General features: G+C 64.0%; 14 protein-coding genes. 7 read left to right on the forward strand and 7 right to left on the reverse strand.

Translation table 11 applies throughout. The features are described from left to right. Window positions 1-33 precede the first annotated feature (33 nt). From CRO75_RS00960 to rfbB, 6 genes are all read right to left on the reverse strand, one after another. Window positions 34-1,434, reverse strand: a complete 1,401-nt coding sequence (locus CRO75_RS00960) for a sigma-54 dependent transcriptional regulator (protein WP_097134180.1) — start codon at window positions 1,432-1,434, stop codon at window positions 34-36. Next, window positions 1,431-3,239, reverse strand: a complete 1,809-nt coding sequence (locus tag CRO75_RS00965) for an ATP-binding protein (protein WP_009041721.1) — start codon at window positions 3,237-3,239, stop codon at window positions 1,431-1,433. Before CRO75_RS00965 ends, CRO75_RS00960 begins: the two co-directional genes overlap by 4 nt. Before the next feature lie 179 nt (window positions 3,240-3,418). Then, entirely contained in the window at window positions 3,419-4,300 is an 882-nt protein-coding gene (gene rfbD, locus CRO75_RS00970) for a dTDP-4-dehydrorhamnose reductase (protein WP_097134181.1), read from the reverse strand. Beyond that, window positions 4,297-4,842 (reverse strand): dTDP-4-dehydrorhamnose 3,5-epimerase, encoded by a 546-nt coding sequence (gene rfbC, locus CRO75_RS00975; RefSeq protein ID WP_009041723.1) that lies wholly within the window; start codon window positions 4,840-4,842, stop codon window positions 4,297-4,299. Before rfbC ends, rfbD begins: the two co-directional genes overlap by 4 nt. Beyond that, complete coding sequence (gene rfbA, locus CRO75_RS00980) at window positions 4,839-5,714, reverse strand: glucose-1-phosphate thymidylyltransferase RfbA (RefSeq protein ID WP_092418937.1); 876 nt, start codon at window positions 5,712-5,714, stop codon at window positions 4,839-4,841. The genes rfbC and rfbA overlap by 4 nt, the downstream gene beginning before the upstream one ends. Next, a complete protein-coding gene (rfbB, locus tag CRO75_RS00985; RefSeq protein WP_097134182.1) occupies window positions 5,711-6,793 on the reverse strand; it encodes a dTDP-glucose 4,6-dehydratase in 1,083 nt (360 codons plus the stop codon). The genes rfbA and rfbB overlap by 4 nt, the downstream gene beginning before the upstream one ends. A 223-nt stretch (window positions 6,794-7,016) precedes the next feature. Between rfbB and CRO75_RS00990 the strand changes: the two genes are divergently transcribed. From CRO75_RS00990 to CRO75_RS01005, 4 genes are all read left to right on the forward strand, one after another. Beyond that, window positions 7,017-9,929 (forward strand): aminotransferase, encoded by a 2,913-nt coding sequence (locus CRO75_RS00990; RefSeq protein WP_097134183.1) that lies wholly within the window; start codon window positions 7,017-7,019, stop codon window positions 9,927-9,929. Between the two features lie 310 nt (window positions 9,930-10,239). Continuing rightward, window positions 10,240-11,118: an N-carbamoylputrescine amidase gene (aguB, locus tag CRO75_RS00995; protein WP_009041727.1), complete on the forward strand. Its 879-nt coding sequence runs from the start codon at window positions 10,240-10,242 to the stop codon at window positions 11,116-11,118. 4 nt (window positions 11,119-11,122) lie between these two features. Beyond that, on the forward strand, window positions 11,123-12,229 hold the full coding sequence (gene aguA, locus CRO75_RS01000) for an agmatine deiminase (protein WP_009041728.1): 1,107 nt from the start codon (window positions 11,123-11,125) through the stop codon (window positions 12,227-12,229). Between the two features lie 246 nt (window positions 12,230-12,475). Further along, window positions 12,476-12,667: a hypothetical protein gene (locus CRO75_RS01005; protein WP_009041729.1), complete on the forward strand. Its 192-nt coding sequence runs from the start codon at window positions 12,476-12,478 to the stop codon at window positions 12,665-12,667. Window positions 12,668-13,140: 473 nt separating this feature from the next. Here the strand turns inward: CRO75_RS01005 and CRO75_RS01010 are convergent, their stop codons facing one another. Then, a complete protein-coding gene (locus CRO75_RS01010; RefSeq protein ID WP_097134184.1) occupies window positions 13,141-15,234 on the reverse strand; it encodes a TonB-dependent siderophore receptor in 2,094 nt (697 codons plus the stop codon). Between the two features lie 255 nt (window positions 15,235-15,489). Here CRO75_RS01010 and CRO75_RS01015 point away from each other — a divergent pair, with 255 nt between their 5' ends. From CRO75_RS01015 to CRO75_RS01025, 3 genes are all read left to right on the forward strand, one after another. After that, window positions 15,490-16,185, forward strand: a complete 696-nt coding sequence (locus tag CRO75_RS01015; protein ID WP_053259286.1) for a DsbA family protein — start codon at window positions 15,490-15,492, stop codon at window positions 16,183-16,185. A 27-nt stretch (window positions 16,186-16,212) separates the two neighbouring features. Next, window positions 16,213-16,608: a nuclear transport factor 2 family protein gene (locus CRO75_RS01020; RefSeq protein ID WP_038582949.1), complete on the forward strand. Its 396-nt coding sequence runs from the start codon at window positions 16,213-16,215 to the stop codon at window positions 16,606-16,608. A 236-nt stretch (window positions 16,609-16,844) separates the two neighbouring features. Further along, window positions 16,845-18,149 (forward strand): OprD family porin, encoded by a 1,305-nt coding sequence (locus CRO75_RS01025; RefSeq protein WP_097134185.1) that lies wholly within the window; start codon window positions 16,845-16,847, stop codon window positions 18,147-18,149. The last annotated feature ends 63 nt before the right edge of the window (window positions 18,150-18,212 follow it).

Consider the following 18,212-nt stretch of genomic DNA (forward strand, 5'->3'; position numbering starts at 1 on the left):
AAATGGTGCATTAACAAGATTAGTCGGCATCGCTCACTCGCTATCGTCGCCGCCCGAACTGGCGCCGCTGTCGCCGAAGCTCAGGCCGTGTTTGCGCAGTTTGTCATGCAGGGTCTTGCGTGGAATACCCAGGGCTTCGGCGAGGCTGCGCAGTGAGTTGTGGGAGCGGGCCAGTTCGGCGGCGATCAGGCTCTTTTCGAAGTTCTCCACCTGCTCGCTCAGGCCGCCCTCGACCACCGCCGGCGCCGGTTGTGGGCTGCCATCCGCCGCGCTGTTGTCCAGGGCCAGCTCCAGGCCGAGGGCGAAACGTTCGGCGGCGTTCTGCAGTTCGCGCACGTTGCCCGGCCAGCTGTGGCGCAGCAGCAGGGCGCGCTGCCCCGGTTGCAGTTCGTGGGGCGGCAGGCCGTGGCGGGCGCTGGCCTCGTCGGCGAAATGCTGGAACAGCAGCAGGGCGTCTTCGCCACGCTCGCGCAACGGAGGAATACGCAGTGGCGCGACATTCAGGCGGTAATACAGGTCGGCGCGAAAGCGCCCCTGGTCGGCCGCCTGGCGCAGGTCTTCCTTGGTCGCGGCGATGATGCGGATGTCCAGCGGGATCAGTTGATTGCCGCCCAGGCGCTCCACCACCCTCTCCTGCAGCATGCGCAGCAGCTTGACCTGCACGTCCAGGCTCATGCTTTCGATTTCATCGAGGAACAGCGTGCCGCCGTTGGCGAATTCGAACTTGCCGATGCGGCGTTTCTGCGCGCCGGTAAAGGCCCCCGGCTCGTGGCCGAACAGTTCGCTTTCCACCACCGATTCGGCCAGGGCGCCGGCGTTGATCGCCACGAACGGGCCGTTGCGCCGGCTCGACAGGTCGTGCAGCGCCCGCGCCACCACTTCCTTGCCGGCGCCGGTCTCGCCGAGGATCAGCACGTCGGCCTTGGTCGCCGCCAGGGCGCCGATCTGCTCGCGCAGACGCAGCATTGGCGCCGACAGCCCGACCAGCCGCGCGCTGAGCTCCTGGCGATCGCTCAGGGCCAGGCGCAGGCTGCGGTTGTCCAGCACCAGGCGGCGCAGGGCCAGGGCGCGGCGCACGCTGTCGAGCAGGGCATCGCTGGCGAAGGGCTTCTCCAGGAAGTCATAGGCCCCGGCGCGCATCGCCTGCACCGCCAGCGGCACATCGCCGTGGCCGGTGATCAGCAGCACCGGCAGCTCAGGGTCCTGGCCGTGCAGTTCGCCGAGCAGTTCGAGGCCGTCCATGCCGGGCATGCGGATGTCGCTGACCACTACCCCCGGCCAGTCGCGCTCCAGGCGTGCGGCCAGGCCCTGGGCTTCGCCCAGCGGCAGGATCTTCAGCCCGGCCAGGTCCAGGGTCTGGCTCAGGGCCTGGCGCAGGTGCGGATCGTCGTCGATCAACACCACCTGCACGTCACTGGTGATCGGTGTACTCATACGCTGCGGTCCTCGGACGGTTGCAGGCTCACTCCCGGCGCGCCGGCGCGCAGCCGCAGGGTAATCAGGGCGCCGCCTTCGCGGTGGTTGGAGAACGACAGTTCACCGCCAAAGGCGCGCATCAGGGTGTCGCAGATCGCCAGGCCCAGGCCAAGGCCCTGGGTGCGGGTCTTGGTGGTGTAGAAAGGCTCGCCGGCGCGGCCCAGGGCCTCCATGCAGAAGCCCGGGCCGTTGTCGCGAATGTACAGATTGACGCCCGTGGCGGTGGATTCGGCACTCAGCCAGAGTTTGCGCGGCGGGCCTTTTTCGGTCAGCGCGTCCAGGGCGTTGGCCAGCAGGTTGCCGAGCACCTGGCGCAGCCGCGTCTCCCCGGCCTCGACCCACAGGGTGGCCGCCGGCAGGTCGCGGATCAGCTCCACTTCCATCGCCCGTCGGCGCTTGGCCAGCAGCGCCAGGGCGTCGTCCAGCGCCGGTTGCAGGGCGACGCTTTCCGGCGCGTGGCGGTCGCGGCGGGCAAAGGCGCGCAGGTGGGCGATGATCGAGGCCATGCGCCCGGTCAGCTCGCTGATCAGCTTGAGGTTGCCGCGGGCGTCCTCGGTGCGCTGGTGGTCCAGCAGCACCTCGGCGTTTTCCGCGTAGCTGCGGATCGCCGCCAGCGGCTGGTTGAGCTCATGGCTGATGCTCGCCGACATGGTGCCCAGGGCCGAGAGCTTGCCGGCCTGCACCAGGTCGTCCTGGGCGCGCACCAGTTCCTGCTGGGCGTGTTCGCGCTCCAGCACTTCCTGCCTGAGGCGGCGGTTCAGGCCTTCCAGGTCGCTGGTGCGTTCGGCCACGCGCATTTCCAGTTCGCGCCGGGCCTTGGCTTCGAAGGCGATGCGTTCCAGGTAGTGGCGACGACGCTGCATCATCAAGCCGAGCAGCAGCATCAAGACCAGCAGCGTAGCGCCGCCCACCGCCACCACCGTGCGTACCGGGCGGTCGATCAGGGTGCGCGGGGCGAGGATGCTCACGCTCCAGCCGGTTTCGTCGATCTGCCGGGTCTGGGTCAGCCAGGCGTTGGAGTCGAGGTTCAACGGCCGTGGATCACGGGTCGGGTAGGGCTGGATGGCGACGATGGCCTGGCTTTCGTCTTCAGTCAGCGGGCGGGTCGAGCGGAAACGCCATTCCGCGCGCGAAGTGAGGATCACCACGCCATTGTGATCGGTGACCACCAGTTGCTCGGGGGTCTTGCCCCAGAGACTTTCGGTGTGGTCCAGGTCGACCTTGACCACCAGCACGCCGATGATTTTCTCGCCGTTGCGCACGGCGGCGGCGAAGAAATAACCGCGCTTGGCCGAGGTGGTGCCCAGGCCGAAGAAACGCCCCAGGCGCCCGGCCATGGCTTCGCTGAAATAGGGGCGGAAGGAGAAATTGCGGCCGACGAAACTGTCGTGCTTGTCCCAGTTGGATGCCGCCAGGGTGTTGCCGGAGGTGTCCATCAGGTACATCACTTCGGCCCCGGTCTGGGCGCTGATGTTTTTCAGCAGGCGGTTGGCGTTGCCCTGGGTCACACCGTCATCCGGCGCACCGAGGACCGCACGCAACGCCGGCAGCTCGCCGAGAATCTGCGGCAGCACCTCATAGCGGTGCAGGGTGCCCAGCAGGTTGGCGACGTAGAGGTCGAGGGTCTGGCGGTTCTGGCCCGCCAGTTCGCTGCGGTAATAACGCTCGGCCAGGTGCTCCAGCGGCCACAGCAGCGGCGCCAGGCACAGGGCCAGCAAAGCCAGGCTACGCCAGCGGGGGCGTCGGGGGAGAGGTGGAGTCATGGGGACGATGCGCCTGTGGGTACAGGCGCATTATGCCTAGGTTCTATACGTAAACTGCCTGCGCGACGATCATGCCGCGTTAAAAACAGGCTCGGAATGCTCATGTAGGCCCCTACACTCCGCTTCCTCGCCTGTTTTTGCCTTGCCTGATCGCCGCTCGGCGACTTTCCGTACAGAACCTAGCCCTGCCCGGCAAGACACTCGTGCAATGCGCTGCGCCACTCAGGCTGGCGCACGCCCCACTCGCGCTCCAGGCGGCGGCAATCGAGGCGCGAGTTCAGCGGCCGTGGCGCGGGTGTCGGATAGGCGCTGGAGGGGATCGCCTCCAGGGTCGCGCAGGCTTTGCCTTGGGCCAGCAGGTGCTCGCCAATGGCTTGGGCGAAGCCGAACCAGGAGGTCTCGCCAGCAGCGGTCAGGTGGTAGGTCCCCCAGGCTCCTGGCTGGCCGGCCTGCCAGCGCTCGATCAGGGCGGCAGTGCTGGCGGCGATGGTGCCGGCCCAGGTAGGCGCGCCGATCTGGTCGGCGACCACGCGCAAGTGCGGTTTTTCCTGCAGCAGGCGTTGCATGGTCAGCAGGAAGTTCTTGCCGGTGTTCGAATACACCCAACTGGTGCGCAGGATCAGGTGTTCACCACCGGCCGCGCCGATGGCCCGTTCGCCGGCGAGTTTGCTCTGGCCGTAGACGCTCAGCGGGTTGGGTTCATCGTCTTCGGTGTAGGGGGCCTGCTTGCTGCCATCGAAGACGTAATCGGTGGAGTAGTGAATCAGTGGGATACCCAGTTCCCGTGCTTCCTCGGCGAACACGCCGGGGGCGCTGGCATTGATCGCAAAGGCCAGCTCCGGCTCGCTCTGGGCCTGATCGACGGCGGTGTGGGCGGCCGCGTTGATGATCAACTGCGGGCGCAGGCTGCGCACTTGCTGGCGAATGGCGTCCGGGTTTGTCAGGTCGAGCAGGCCGCGCCCGGGCACGATCAATTCATGCTGGTTTCCCAGGCGCTGTTGCAGGGCCTGGGAGACCTGGCCGTGCTGGCCGCTGATCAGGATCTTCAAGCGGCCACTCATGGGAACAGCTCGGCTTCGCTGAGCAATTTGCCGGCCTGATCCTTGGCCGAGAGCTGCGCCGGGCCTGTGAGTTGCCAGTCGATGGCCAGGGTCGGATCGTCCCAGCGAATGCAGCGTTCGGACGCCGGGGTGTAGTAGTCGGTGGTCTTGTAGAGGAACTCGGCGTACTCGCTCAGCACCACGAAACCATGGGCGAAGCCTTCCGGTACCCACAGCTGGCGATGGTTGTCCGCGGACAGCCGCACCCCGACCCACTTACCGAAGTGCGGCGAGCTGCGACGGATATCCACCGTCACGTCGAGCACTTCGCCGGCGACTACCCGCACCAGTTTTCCCTGGGTGTTTTCGATCTGGTAGTGCAGGCCACGCAGCACGCCCTTTTGCGAGCGCGAATGGTTGTCCTGGACGAACTGGGTGCGCACGCCGGTTGCTTCTTCGAACGCCTTGGCATTGAAGCTCTCGTAGAAAAAACCGCGTTCGTCGCCAAAGACCTTGGGTTCGATGATCAGCACGCCGGGCAGTTCGGTGGCCAGGACCTTCATTGGGTTTCTCCCGCCAGGCTGTAGAGGTATTGGCCGTAGCCGGTCTTGCCGAAATACTTGGCGTGTTCGAGCAGATGCTCGCGGTCGATCCAGCCCTGGTTGTAGGCGATTTCCTCGAGGCAGGCGACTTTCAGGCCCTGGCGGTGCTCGATGGTCTGCACGTACTGCGAGGCTTCCAGCAGGCTGTCGTGGGTGCCGGTGTCGAGCCAGGCGAAGCCGCGGCCGAAACGTTCGACACTGAGGTCGCCGCGTTGCAGGTAGGCATTGTTGACGTCGGTGATTTCCAGTTCACCGCGTGCCGAAGGCTTGACCGCCTTGGCGATCTCGACCACTGAGTTGTCGTAGAAATACAGCCCGGTCACGGCATAGCTGGACTTGGGGTGCAGAGGCTTTTCCTCGATCGAAAGGGCGTTGCCCTGTGCGTCGAAGTCGATCACGCCAAAGCGCTGCGGGTCCTTGACCCAGTAGCCGAAGACCGTCGCTCCGGAGGGTTTCGCCGCGGCGTTCTGCAGCTTCTCGGTGAAATGCTGGCCGTGGAAGATGTTGTCGCCGAGGATCAGGCACACAGGGTCGTCGCCAATGAATTCCTCGCCGATCAGGAACGCCTGCGCCAGGCCGTCCGGCGATGGTTGTTCGGCGTAGCTGAAGCGCACCCCGAACTGGCTGCCGTCGCCCAGCAGGTTGCGGTACTGCGGCAGGTCCTGGGGGGTGGAGATCAGCAGGATGTCCTTGATACCGGCCAGCATCAGCACCGAGATCGGGTAATAGATCATCGGTTTGTCGTAGACCGGCAGCAGTTGCTTGGACACACCCAGGGTGATCGGGTGCAGGCGGGTGCCCGAGCCACCCGCCAGAACGATACCTTTCATCATGCGATCAGATCCTTGAAGTCAGTGAAGCCGAGGCGTTGCCCTTGATAGCTGCCGTCCTGCACGTGCTGGCACCATTCCTGGTTGTCCAGGTACCACTGCACGGTCTTGCGCAGGCCGCTGGCGAAGGTTTCTTGCGGCACCCAGCCCAGTTCGCGCTCGATCTTGCCGGCGTCGATGGCGTAGCGCAGGTCGTGGCCGGGGCGGTCCTGGACGAAGGTGATCAGGTCGGCGTAGTGCTGCACGCCTTCGGGCTTGCGTGGCGCCAGTTCTTCCAGCAGTTGGCAGATGCCGCGCACCACGTCGATGTTTGTCTGTTCGTTGTGGCCGCCGATGTTGTAGGTCTCGCCGACCACGCCTTCGGTCACCACCTTGAGCAGGGCGCGGGCGTGGTCTTCGACGAACAGCCAGTCGCGCACTTGCAGGCCGTTGCCGTACACCGGCAGCGGTTTTCCGGCCAGGGCGTTGAGGATCACCAGCGGGATGAGTTTTTCCGGGAAGTGGAACGGCCCGTAGTTGTTCGAGCAGTTGGTGACCAGTACCGGCAGGCCGTAGGTACGCTGCCAGGCGCGGACCAGGTGGTCGGACGCGGCCTTGCTGGCGGAGTAGGGCGAGCTGGGGGCGTAGGGCGTGGTTTCGGTGAACAGGTCGTCGACGCCGTGCAGGTCGCCGTACACCTCGTCCGTGGAAATGTGGTGGAAACGGAAGGTGCTTTTTTCCGTCGGCGGCAGGGCCTGCCAGTAGGCGCGGGCGGCTTCCAGCAGGCTGTAGGTGCCGACGATGTTGGTCTGGATGAAGTCCGACGGACCGTCGATGGAGCGGTCGACGTGGGACTCGGCGGCCAGGTGCATGATCGCCTGGGGCTGGAAACGCTCGAGCACGGCGCTGACGCTGGCCTGGTCGACGATATCGGCCTGGACGAACTCGTAGCGGGTGTCGGCGGCGATACTCGAAAGCGACTCCAGGTTGCCTGCGTAGGTCAGCTTGTCGAGGTTGAGCACCTCGTGTTCGGTGTTGCGGATCAGGTGGCGAATCAGCGCCGATCCAATAAAGCCGGCACCGCCGGTAACGAGAATGCGCATATGGGTAGGCCTTCTTCCCTAAGACATGGAGTCGCGAATGGAGCATAGCTTGTCGGCAGCCAGCGGCCGCTGCAAGGGCCGCCGATGTCTGGCCCGGGTATTGGCATCCTGTTTAGCTTCCCGGCGGCGGTGCAGCCCTTGTCGCCTGCCCGGGCCAGGGGGTTGCGTAACGCCTGGCGCAGTGGCGATATACGCATCTGACAATAATTCCAGGGGTCGTTCCATGTTGCTCGCCACGTTGATTCACCGCGCCAGTCTGCCCGGTCCGCAAGTCACCCCGCAGCAGGCGCTGGACCTGCTCGAAGTGCACTACGGCCTTGGCGGCACGCTGCAATCGTTGGGCAGCCAGCAGGATCTTAACTACCGGCTCGACAGTCCCCGGGGGCGTTTTGTCCTGAAGATCTGCCGTGGCGACTACGCCGCCCTGGAACTGCAGGCGCAACATGCGGCGCTCAAGCACCTGGGCAGCCACCCCGAACTGCACGTACCCCGGGTGCTCCCGGCGAAGAATGGCGCCGACCTGCTGTCCCTGGAGGTCGCTGGCCAGGCGCTGCATGTGCGCCTGCTCGACTACATCGAAGGCCAGCCCCTGACCCACCTCAAGCACCTGGGCCCGGAGCTGGCGGCCGGCTTCGGCCGGTTGTGCGGGCAGATGGACCTGGCCCTGGCGGACTTCCAGCACCCGGGCCTGGAACGCACCCTGCAATGGGACGCGCGCCACGCCCATAGCCTGATCAATCACCTGTTGCCGGTGATCGCCGACGAACAGCAACGCCGCCTGATCGCCGAAGTGGCCGAGCAGGCCGAGCGCCGTGTGCAGCGCCTGGCCGAGCAGTTGCCGGTGCAGGCGATCCACCTGGACATCACCGACGACAACGTGGTCTGGCAGCGTGACGCCCAGCGCCACTGGCAGGTACAGGGGGTGATCGATTTCGGCGACCTGATCCGCGCCTGGCGTATCACTGACCTGTCGGTGACCTGCGCGGCGCTGCTGCACCATGCCGAGGGCGATCCGTTCTGCATCCTGCCGGCGGTCCGTGCCTATCACGCGGTCAATCCACTGCAGCAGGCCGAGTTGCTGGCGCTGTGGCCGCTGATCGTGGCCCGCGCCGCGGTGCTGGTACTCAGTGGCGAACAGCAGGTGAGCATCGACCCGGGCAACCAGTACAGCCGTGACAACCTGAGCCACGAATGGGAGATCTTCCGTGTCGCCACCTCGGTGCCGTTCGAGTTGATGGAAGCGGCGATCCTCGCGGCGGTCGGCCAGTCTCTGCCGGCCATCGCCAGCGAAGGTTTCGCCCCCTTGCTGCCGGGCCTGGTGGGGCGCGAGTTCGCCCTGATCGATCTGGGCGTGCTCAGCCCGCATTTCGAGGCCGGCAACTGGGAGCAGCCGGAGATCGATACCCGGCTGTTGCAGCAGGCCGCGGCGGCCCATGGATTGGCGGCCAGTCGTTATGGGCAGTACCGCCTGTCCCGGACCTGCCCGGACAGCGCCGTCGAGCCGGACACCTTCCCGCTGCATGTGCAGTTGCAAGTACCGTCGGGCACGGCGGTCGAAGCGCCTTTTGCCGGGGTGCTGCACCGCGCCGCCGACGGTGTGTTGCGCCTCGATGGCCCGCAATTGAGTGTGCGGCTGTGGGGCGTCACGCCCTCGGTGCATGCCGGCGCGGCGCTGGTCAAAGGCCAGGTGCTGGGGGCGGTGGATGGCGAGCTCAAGGTCCAGCTGTGCCGTGGCGCGCAGCTCGATCCGCCGCTGTTCTGCACACCCTCGCGGGCCGCGGCATGGCAGGCGCTGTGCCCGTCGCCGGCGGCGCTGCTGGGCCTGGCCTGCGACGCCGAGCCGGAGCTCGACTCGCACGCTTTGCTGGCGCGCCGCGATGCCAGTTTCGCCCGTTCGCAGAAGCACTATTACGTCGACCCGCCACGCATCGAGCGCGGCTGGCGCAACCACCTGATCGACATGCAGGGCCGTTCCTACCTGGACATGCTCAACAACGTCGCGGTGCTCGGCCACGGACATCCACGGATGGCCGCCGAGGCCGCGCGCCAATGGTCGCTGCTCAACACCAACTCGCGTTTCCACTACGCGGCGATTGCCGAGTTCTCCGAGCGCTTGCTGGAGCTGGCGCCGGACTCCATGGACCGGGTGTTCCTGGTCAACAGCGGCAGCGAGGCCAACGATCTGGCGATCCGCCTGGCCTGGGCCTACAGCGGCGGGCGCGACCTGCTCAGCGTGCTGGAGGCCTATCACGGCTGGACGGTGGGCGCGGATGCGGTGTCCACCTCGATCGCCGACAACCCCCAGGCCCTGAGCAGTCGCCCGGACTGGGTGCATCCGGTGACCGCGCCCAATACCTATCGCGGCGAGTTCCGCGGCCAGGACAGCACCGCGGATTATGTGCGCAGCGTCGAACACAACCTGGCCAAACTGGCGGAGCAGAATCGCCAATTGGCCGGTTTCATCTGCGAGCCGGTGTATGGCAACGCCGGCGGCATCGCCCTGCCGCCGGGTTACCTGAAGCAGGTCTATGCGCTGGTCCGCGCCCAGGGCGGGGTGTGCATCGCCGACGAGGTGCAGGTCGGTTACGGGCGCATGGGCAAGTTCTTCTGGGGCTTCGAAGAGCAGGGCGTGGTGCCGGACATCATCACCATGGCCAAAGGCATGGGCAATGGCCAGCCTCTGGGGGCGGTGATCACCCGCCGGGAGATCGCCGAAGCGCTGGAGGCCGAGGGTTATTTCTTCTCCTCGGCCGGCGGCAGTCCGGTGAGTTGCCGGATCGGCATGGCGGTGCTGGACGTGATGCAGGAAGAAAAACTCTGGGAAAACGCCCAGGTGGTCGGTGGCCACTTCAAGCAGCGCCTCGAAGCCCTGATCGAGCGTTATCCACTGGTGGGCGCGGTGCATGGCTCGGGGTTCTACCTGGGCCTGGAGCTGATCCGCGATCGCCAGACCCTGGAGCCGGCCACACAGGAGACCGCCCTGTTGTGCGATCGCCTGCGCGAGCTGGGGATCTTCATGCAGCCCACCGGCGATGACCTGAACATTCTCAAGATCAAGCCGCCGATGGTCACCACGCGTCAGAGCGTCGACTTCTTTGTCGACATGTTGGCCAAGGTGCTGGACGAGGGGCTCTAGGCCCCACTCCAATGCCCTGCATCCGGATCGCGAGCAAGCTCGCTCCTACATAGAAAGGCATGCCCTGCAGGAGCGAGCTTGCTCGCGATAGCGTCGGTACTGACACCTTTAAACCTCTATAAATATCGATAACAATCGATGTGTATAGAGGTTTATTTTTGGATCATTTGTTTTTTACACTGTTAAAGTCGATTTTTATCGGATATAAGTTGCCTCGGCCCAGGCCATGATCAAACCGCCTCGGCCTTGCCCTTTTTCTGTCATCGACCGATGCCACCCTCGGTCCTTTGTGCTGCCCAGGAGATGATCCATGAGCCGTATCGTTACCGTCGCCGCAACCCAGATGGCCTGTTCCTGGGACCTCGAGGCCAATATCGAGACCGCGGAAAAACTGGTCCGCGAGGCCGCCGCCAAAGGCGCGCAGATCATCCTGATCCAGGAACTGTTCGAGGCCCCGTACTTCTGCCAGAAGCCGAACCCGGACTACCTGCAGCTGGCGACTCCGGTGGAAAGCAATGCGGCCATCGCGCACTTCCAGAAAGTCGCCAAGGAGCTGCAGGTGGTGCTGCCGATCAGCTTTTATGAACTGGCCGGGCGGGCGCGTTTCAACAGCATCGCGATCATCGACGCCGACGGCAGCAACCTCGGGATTTATCGTAAAAGCCACATCCCGGACGGCCCCGGCTATCACGAGAAGTACTACTTCAATCCGGGCGACACCGGCTTCAAGGTGTGGAACACCCGCTACGCGAAAATCGGCGTGGGTATCTGCTGGGACCAGTGGTTCCCCGAGTGCGCTCGCAGCATGGCCCTGCAAGGCGCAGAGATTCTGTTCTACCCGACCGCCATCGGCAGCGAGCCCCACGACAAGAGCATCTCGTCCCGCGACCATTGGCAGCGCGTGCAACAAGGCCACGCCGGCGCCAACCTGATGCCGCTGATCGCCAGCAACCGCATCGGCAACGAAGAGCAGGACGGCTACGACATCACCTTCTATGGCTCGTCGTTCATCGCCAACCAGTTCGGCGAGAAGGTTGAAGAACTGAACGAGACTGAAGAAGGTATTCTTGTCCACAGTTTCGACCTCGACGAGCTGGAACACATTCGCAGCGCCTGGGGTTCGTTCCGCGACCGTCGGCCGAACCTGTACAGCGCGATCAAAACCCTCGACGGTTCCCTGGAGTCCTGAACCCATGACCACTTTGCACAGCACCCCTCGCGCCGACGGCTTCTACATGCCAGCCGAGTGGGCGACGCAGACCCAGACCTGGATGATCTGGCCCGAGCGCCCGGACAACTGGCGCCTGGGCGGCAAGCCGGCACAAGCCGCGCACGTAGCGGTGGCCAAGGCCATCGCCCGCTTCGAACCGGTGACCGTGGCGGTCTCCGCGGGCCAGTATGAAAACGCCCGGGCCCGCCTGGACGTGCCGAATATCCGCCTGGTGGAGATGTCCAGCGACGACGCCTGGGTCCGCGATACCGGCCCGACCTTCGTCATCAACGACCAGGGCGAAGTCCGTGGCGTGAACTGGGATTTCAACGCCTGGGGCGGTTTCGACGGCGGCCTGTATGCGCCGTGGAACCGTGATTCGCAGGTGGGCGGCAAGATCCTCGAGATCGAGCGCAGCCCGCGTTACCGCACCGAGGGCTTCGTGCTCGAAGGCGGCTCGATTCACGTCGACGGCGAAGGCACGGTGATCACCACCGAGGAATGCCTGCTCAACCGCAATCGCAACCCGCACATGAATCGTGCCGAGATCGAAGCGGTGCTCAGCGCCAACCTGGCTGTGGATAAAGTCATCTGGCTGCCGGATGGCCTGTACAACGACGAAACCGACGGCCATGTGGATAACTTCTGCTGCTACGTGCGCCCGGGCGAAGTATTGCTGGCCTGGACCGACGACCCGCAGGACCCGAACTACCCGCGCTGCCAGGCGGCGCTGAAAGTGCTGCAAGACAGCACCGACGCCAAGGGGCGCCCGTTCACGGTGCACAAGATGCCGATTCCCGGACCGCTGTACGCCACCGAAGAAGAGTGCGCGGGCGTCGACCCGGTGGATGGCACCCAGGAGCGTAATCCGTCGGTGCGCCTGGCCGGTTCCTATGTGAACTTCCTGATCGTCAACGGCGGCATCATTGCCCCGAGTTTCGACGATCCCCTGGATGCCCAGGCCAAGGAAATCCTGCAGAACCTGTTCCCGCAACACGAAGTGGTGATGGTGCCGGGTCGCGAGTTGTTACTGGGGGGCGGAAATATCCATTGCCTTACCCAACAGCAACCGGCGCCGCACAAGGTTTGAGTGTTGTTGTAACAGCCCATGACGCCTGATTGACGGGCGGTTACATGGATCCAATCCGGCGTCGCCCGGCAAGCCCGCAGCCCTCATGGACTGCGGGTTTTTTTGGATCCGGAAGCTGGCAATTGTGGAGTCTTGGCATAGCTCTTGTATCTCTCGCGAGGTCAATCCGAGGCCGGTGGAACTGCGATGTTCTGTCATAAACCTTGGATAAGTTAGCCGCTCACAAACCGGGAGAGAACGCTGGAAATGAATAGGGTCAGCGAGCGGACTTCCGCAATAAATAGCGAGTCGCTTCAGGTTCTGGCGCAATGGTTGAAGTGCAATGGAACGCGACAGGTCCGGGAAACCGACCCGCGCCGGATGATCCTCGATCGTTACCCTGCTGGTTTGTTCAGCGAGGCGGAACTCGAAGCGTTGTGGGATGTGTTGGAAGGATAAGCAAACAACGGATTGGTAAAAGCGCTGCCCGGATGGCAGCGCTTTTTTTTGCGCGAATGTAGCCGCTGCCGAAGGCTGTGATCGGCCGCGCAGCGGACGCGAATCTGCCACCACGGTCCGTCAGTAGGAAGGGTGTAGCCGGGTTTTGCGCCGGCTGCGCCGTCGATCGCAGGCTGCGCCAGCGGCTACAGGGAGCGCGCAAGGTCGAGGGTTTTTGTAGCCGCTGCCGAAGGCTGCGATCGGCCGCGCAGCGGACGTGAATTTGCCAACGAGGTCCGTCAGCAGGAAGGGTGTACCCAGGTTTTGCGCCGGCTGCGCCGTCGATCGCAGGCTGCGCCAGCGGCTACAGGGAGCGCGCAGGGTGCAAGGTCGAGGGTTTTTGTAGCCGCTGCCGAAGGCTGCGATCGGCCGCGCAGCGGACGCAAGGCCGGCCACCGCGCTCAGGCGATGGCGGCTATATCCATGGCTGCTTTTTAGAAGCTGTAGGTGCCGGTTACCACCAGGCTGCGTGGATCGCCGAACTGGATCTGCCCGGCGCTGGTGGCCGAGGAGTAATACGTGCGGTCGCTGATGTTGTTCAGCGCGGCCCGCAGGTCCCAGTCCTTCTGCCGGAAGCCGGCCAGGGCGTCCCAGCGGCCGTAGCCCGGAAGCATCACGGTGTTGGCGTTATCGGCATAACGATCGCCCACCAGGGTTAGGCCGGTCTCGGCGTACCAGCCCATTTCCGGCTTCCAGGTCACGAATAGGCTGCCATTGCGCTTGGCCACGTTGTTCACCCGGTTGCCTTCGTCACCGTTATTGCTCTTGACCACCGTCGCGTCCTGCAGACCGATGCCGCCGCGGATCGACCAGTTGCCGACGATCTTGCCGGCGGCGGTCAGTTCCACGCCGCGGGAGCGCTGCAGGCCGGTCAGCAGGATCACGTTCGGGTCTTCCACACTGCGGCTGCGACGGTTGTAGAGCTCCAGCTCATAGACCGCGAGCGTGGTGCTGAAGCGGTCGTCGAGCCAGTCGCTCTTGACCCCGATTTCCTTCTGCCGGGTGCGCTCGGGGCTCAGGTCGTTGCTGTTGCCGTTGGCATTGGGGGTGATGCCGATCAGGCCACCGCCGACGGGGGAGAAGCTTTTGCTCCAGGAGGCGTAGAAGGAATGGTTCTCCAGCGGAGTCCAGACCACGCCCAGGCGCGGGCTGGTGCTGTGGCTGTCGCGGTCGTCCTTGATATCCAGCAGTTTGTTGTGGGTCTCGACGTTGAAGTTGTCGTAGCGCAGGCCCGCGAGCACTTGCCACTGATCGTTCAGGCGCAGCTGGTCCTGGACATACACGGCGCGGCTTTCCACCTCGCTGTGGTTGTAGCTGGACGCCACCATTTTCCCGGTATGCCGCATGTTTTTATCCGGGTTGAACGGGTCCAGGGACGGCACGGCCTGGCCACCGGCGCTGACCGCCGCTGCGGTATAGAGCTTCGGATCGCGTCGCTGGCTGCCCAGCTCGACACCCGTCAGCACCCGGTGCTCGAGGCCGAAGGTATCGAAGGTGCCTTCGACTTCGAGGTTGTTGTAGAGGTTGCGGGTGTTCAGGTCCTGCTGCCAGCGCTGGCGGTTCACCCGTTTGGTGCGGCTGTCGTAGCCGGTCTGGTAGGTGTTGTCGAAATCGCTGTTGAGCTTGAACAGGCTCAGGGTATGGCGCAGTTGCCAGTTGTCGTTCAGCTCGTAGCTGAGCTTGGAGCGCAGCGACTGGGACTTGTCGTCGATGTAGTCGCGCTGGTCGCCGTAGGTGGTGTCGCGACTTACGTCCGCCGGGCGCCCGTCGATCCCCGGGATGCCGCGGTCCGGCGTGCGGTTGTAGCGGCTGTACTCGTACTGCACCAGCCAGTTCAGGTCCGGCGTCAGTTGCCAGCTCATGGACGGCGCGAACAGCTGGCGATTGCCACTGACGCCATCGCGGAAGCTGTTGTTGTCCTGGTTGCCCATGTTCAGGCGCAGGCTGATGTTCTCGCTGGGGTCGGCGCTGAGGTCGGCATACAGGCTGCGCAGGTCTTCGCTGCCGCCTTTGACTTCGACGCTGGAGTGGCGGCCGAACTGCGGCAGCTTGCTCACCCGGTTGACGATCCCGCCCTGGCTGCCACGGCCGTAAAGCACCGCCGCCGGGCCCTTGAGCACCTCGATACGCTCGATGTTGTGCAGGTCGCGCACGTACTGGCTGTCGTCACGGACGCCGTCGAGGTAGAAGTCGTTGCTGGCGTCGAAGCCGCGAATGCGCAGGCTGTCGAAGCGGGTGTCGGCGCCGCTGCTGACGTTGGGAATGCCGCTCAAGGCCGTGCCCAGGTCGTTGATGCCGTAGTCCAGCACGTTGCTGGTCTTCACCGAGTCGATGGCTTGCGGCACGTAGCGCACCGGCGTGGCGGTGCGGGTCGCAGTGCTGACTTCCTTGACCCGTGGGTCGTCGGCATCGACTTCTGCGCTGATGGCGGTGGCCGGCAGGGTGGTCGGGGCGGCGCAGGTGAAACCGGCCGTCAGCGAGGCGCAAAAGCCAAGGGTGAGGGGAGTCAGGCGGAAGGGGGCAGGCATGGAAAAACGCATCCAGAAGGGGAAAGGAAACAGTTGGCGCGAATGGTAATGCTTGCTATTTACTTTCGTTAATTATTCTTGAAAAGTTCCCCGGGCGGATTGTTTCAATTTATGTCTTGATTGAAATGCAGTGGATACACGGCCGATTCGACCGATTCCCGAAACAGACTAAAAGCCATTCCAGCGTTTTTCGCCGTGGGCCACAGGCATAGTCTGCCGCCATCGAATTTATCGGCCTTTGTCCCGGAGCCTTGCATGTCGGCAGCGACCCTTCATTACATCTACGATCCTTTGTGCGGTTGGTGCTACGGCGCCAAACCGCTGGTGCAGGCGGCCCAGGCCGTGCTGCCGGTGGTGGCCCATGGCGGCGGCATGATGACCGGGCGCAACTGCCAGCAGGTTTCGCCGCAACTGCGCGACTACGTCATGCCCCATGACCGGCGCATTGCCGAATACACCGGGCAGCCGTTCGGCGAGGCTTACTTCGAAGGTTTGCTGCGCGACTATTCGGCGCTGTTCGATTCGGCCCCGCCGATTGCCGCGGTACTGGCGGCGCAGGCGCTCGCCGGGCGCGGCCTGGAGTTGCTCGGGCGCTTGCAGACGGCTCACTACGTCGAAGGGCGCCGCATCGCCGATGTCGATGTTCTGTTGGAACTCGCCGAAGGCCTGGGCTTTGAGCGCGGCGAGTTCGAGGAAGCCTTCGAGTACGCCGCGGCGAATAGCCTGAACGAGCACATCAAGGCCAGCCGTGCCTTGTTGGCCCGGGTCGGTGGCCAGGGTTTTCCCACCTTGGTGCTGGAGCAGGACGGTCAGTTCAGGCTGCTCGATATCAGCCCCTGGCTGGGCAAGCCGCAGGCGTTCGCCGCCTGGCTGAGCGAAGCCTTCGGTTCGCCCGAGGTCGAGCTTTCACCTAGCCTGCAGGCCTGTGGCCTGAACGGTTGCGCCCTTTGAACCCCCCCTTAATTTGCGGAGTCGCCCATGGATAACCTGGCACTGATCAAAAGCACCTACGAAGGCGCCAACTCCCAGGAGAACGCGAAAAACACCGCCGCCGCCCTGGCTGCGGATGCGCGCTGGACCGAAGCGGCAGGTTTTCCCTATGCCGGCACCTACGTCGGTTTCGATGCCGTGCTGGAAAATGTCTTCAAGCGCCTCGCCACCGAGTGGGAAGGGTTTGCCTTCACCGTCGAGAACTATGTGGCCCAGGGCGACAAGGTGTTCGCCTACGGCAACTACAGCGGCGTCTATAAAGCCACGGGCAAGCCGCTGAATGCCCGTGTGGCCCATTTGTGGACGTTGAAGGATGGCAAGGTCACGCACTTCGAACAGTTCGTCGACAGCCATACCGTGCAACTGGCCATCAAGGATCGTTAAGTTCTTAGACGATTTTTGCCTATTTTCAGACGATTCTTGAAATTGACACACTGTTCAGGGCGCGGATAGGATTCGCGCCAACGCCTGTGGCCAACGGCCATGACCTTCCAATAATAAAAGGCCCACCGCGATTTTTCGTGGGTGGGTCTTTTTGTTCTGGCCTGAAAAAAGAGCGCTTAAGCGCCGTTTCCAAGGAGCACCACAGCGCGTCATCAACCCGTAATAAGGAAAATAAAATGTTGAACAAGCGGATCGGTCTGATCGCACTGGGGATTCTGAGCAGTACTCAAGTTATGGCTAACGACCAGGCTGAGTCCAAGGGGTTTGTCGAAGACAGCAGCCTGAAAATCCTGCTGCGCAACGCCTACATCAATCGCGACAAGAAAAACGGTAACGATGACCAGCGCGAGTGGGGTCAAGCGGCCATCGGTACCTTCTCGTCGGGCTTCACCCAAGGCACCGTGGGCGTGGGCGTCGATGCCTTCGGCCTGTACGGCCTGCGCCTGGATAAAGGCAGCCACAGCGGCGGCCAGGGCATCGACTTCTTCAAACGCAGCGAAAGCGGCAACAAAACTCCGGCTGGCGACCTGGCCAAGGCCGGCGCCGCGGTCAAGTTCCGCCTGTCCAACACCGTCCTGACCTACGGTGACCAGATGCCGGCCCTGCCGGTGCTGAGCTACGACAATGGTCGTCTGCTGCCGGAAAGCTACACCGGTACCCTGATCACCTCCAAAGAGATCAAGGGCCTGGAGCTGAACGCCGGTCGTTTCACTGCCGAATCGCGTAAAAGCGCCGAAGGCCGTGACAGCGGTGGCCTGAAGTCGATCAACGTATTGGGCGGCAGCTACCAGTTCACCGAACAGTTCAAGGGCTCGCTGTACGCTTCCGACGTCGAAGACGTGCTGAAGAAGCAGTACGTGAACCTGAACTACGTGTTCCCGCTGGCCACCGATCAGTCCCTGACCTTCGACTTCAACGGCTACCGCACCAAGCTGGACAAGTCCTACGCAGAAGACGTCAACGCGGGCGGCCAGGACAACAAGATCTGGAGCCTGGCAGCCACTTACGCCACCGGCCCGCACTCGTTCACCCTGGCGCACCAGCGCAGCACCGGCGACAGCAACCTGGGCTACGCCTACGGCGGCTATCAGCGTGGTCAGAACCGCGTGGGCGATGGCGGCAACACCATCTACCTGGCCAACTCCTACTGGTCTGACTTCAACGCCGAAGACGAACGCAGCTGGCAGCTGGGCTACGGCTTGGACTTCGGCGCCTTCGGCGTACCGGGCCTGACCTACAACCTGGCCTATGTACGTGGTGACAACATCACCTCCACCAACAGCGATGGCCAGACCACCACTGGCGGCACCGAGCGCGAAATCTTCAACCAGTTCAAGTACGTGGTCCAGAGCGGCCCGGCCAAGGACCTGAGCGTCAAGGTGCGTAGCTCGATCCTGCGCGTATCGCAGAAATCCAGTGGCTACAACGACAGCGGTAACGAACTGCGTGTGTTCGTCGACTACCCGATCAACGTGTTCTGATAAACGCCTGATCGCGGCCTGATACTGGGCCGGCAATAGAAAAAGCCCCGACTGGTTCGGGGC

The organism is Pseudomonas sp. LAMO17WK12:I10, from assembly GCF_900215185.1.
GTDB lineage: Bacteria > Pseudomonadota > Gammaproteobacteria > Pseudomonadales > Pseudomonadaceae > Aquipseudomonas > Aquipseudomonas chlororaphis.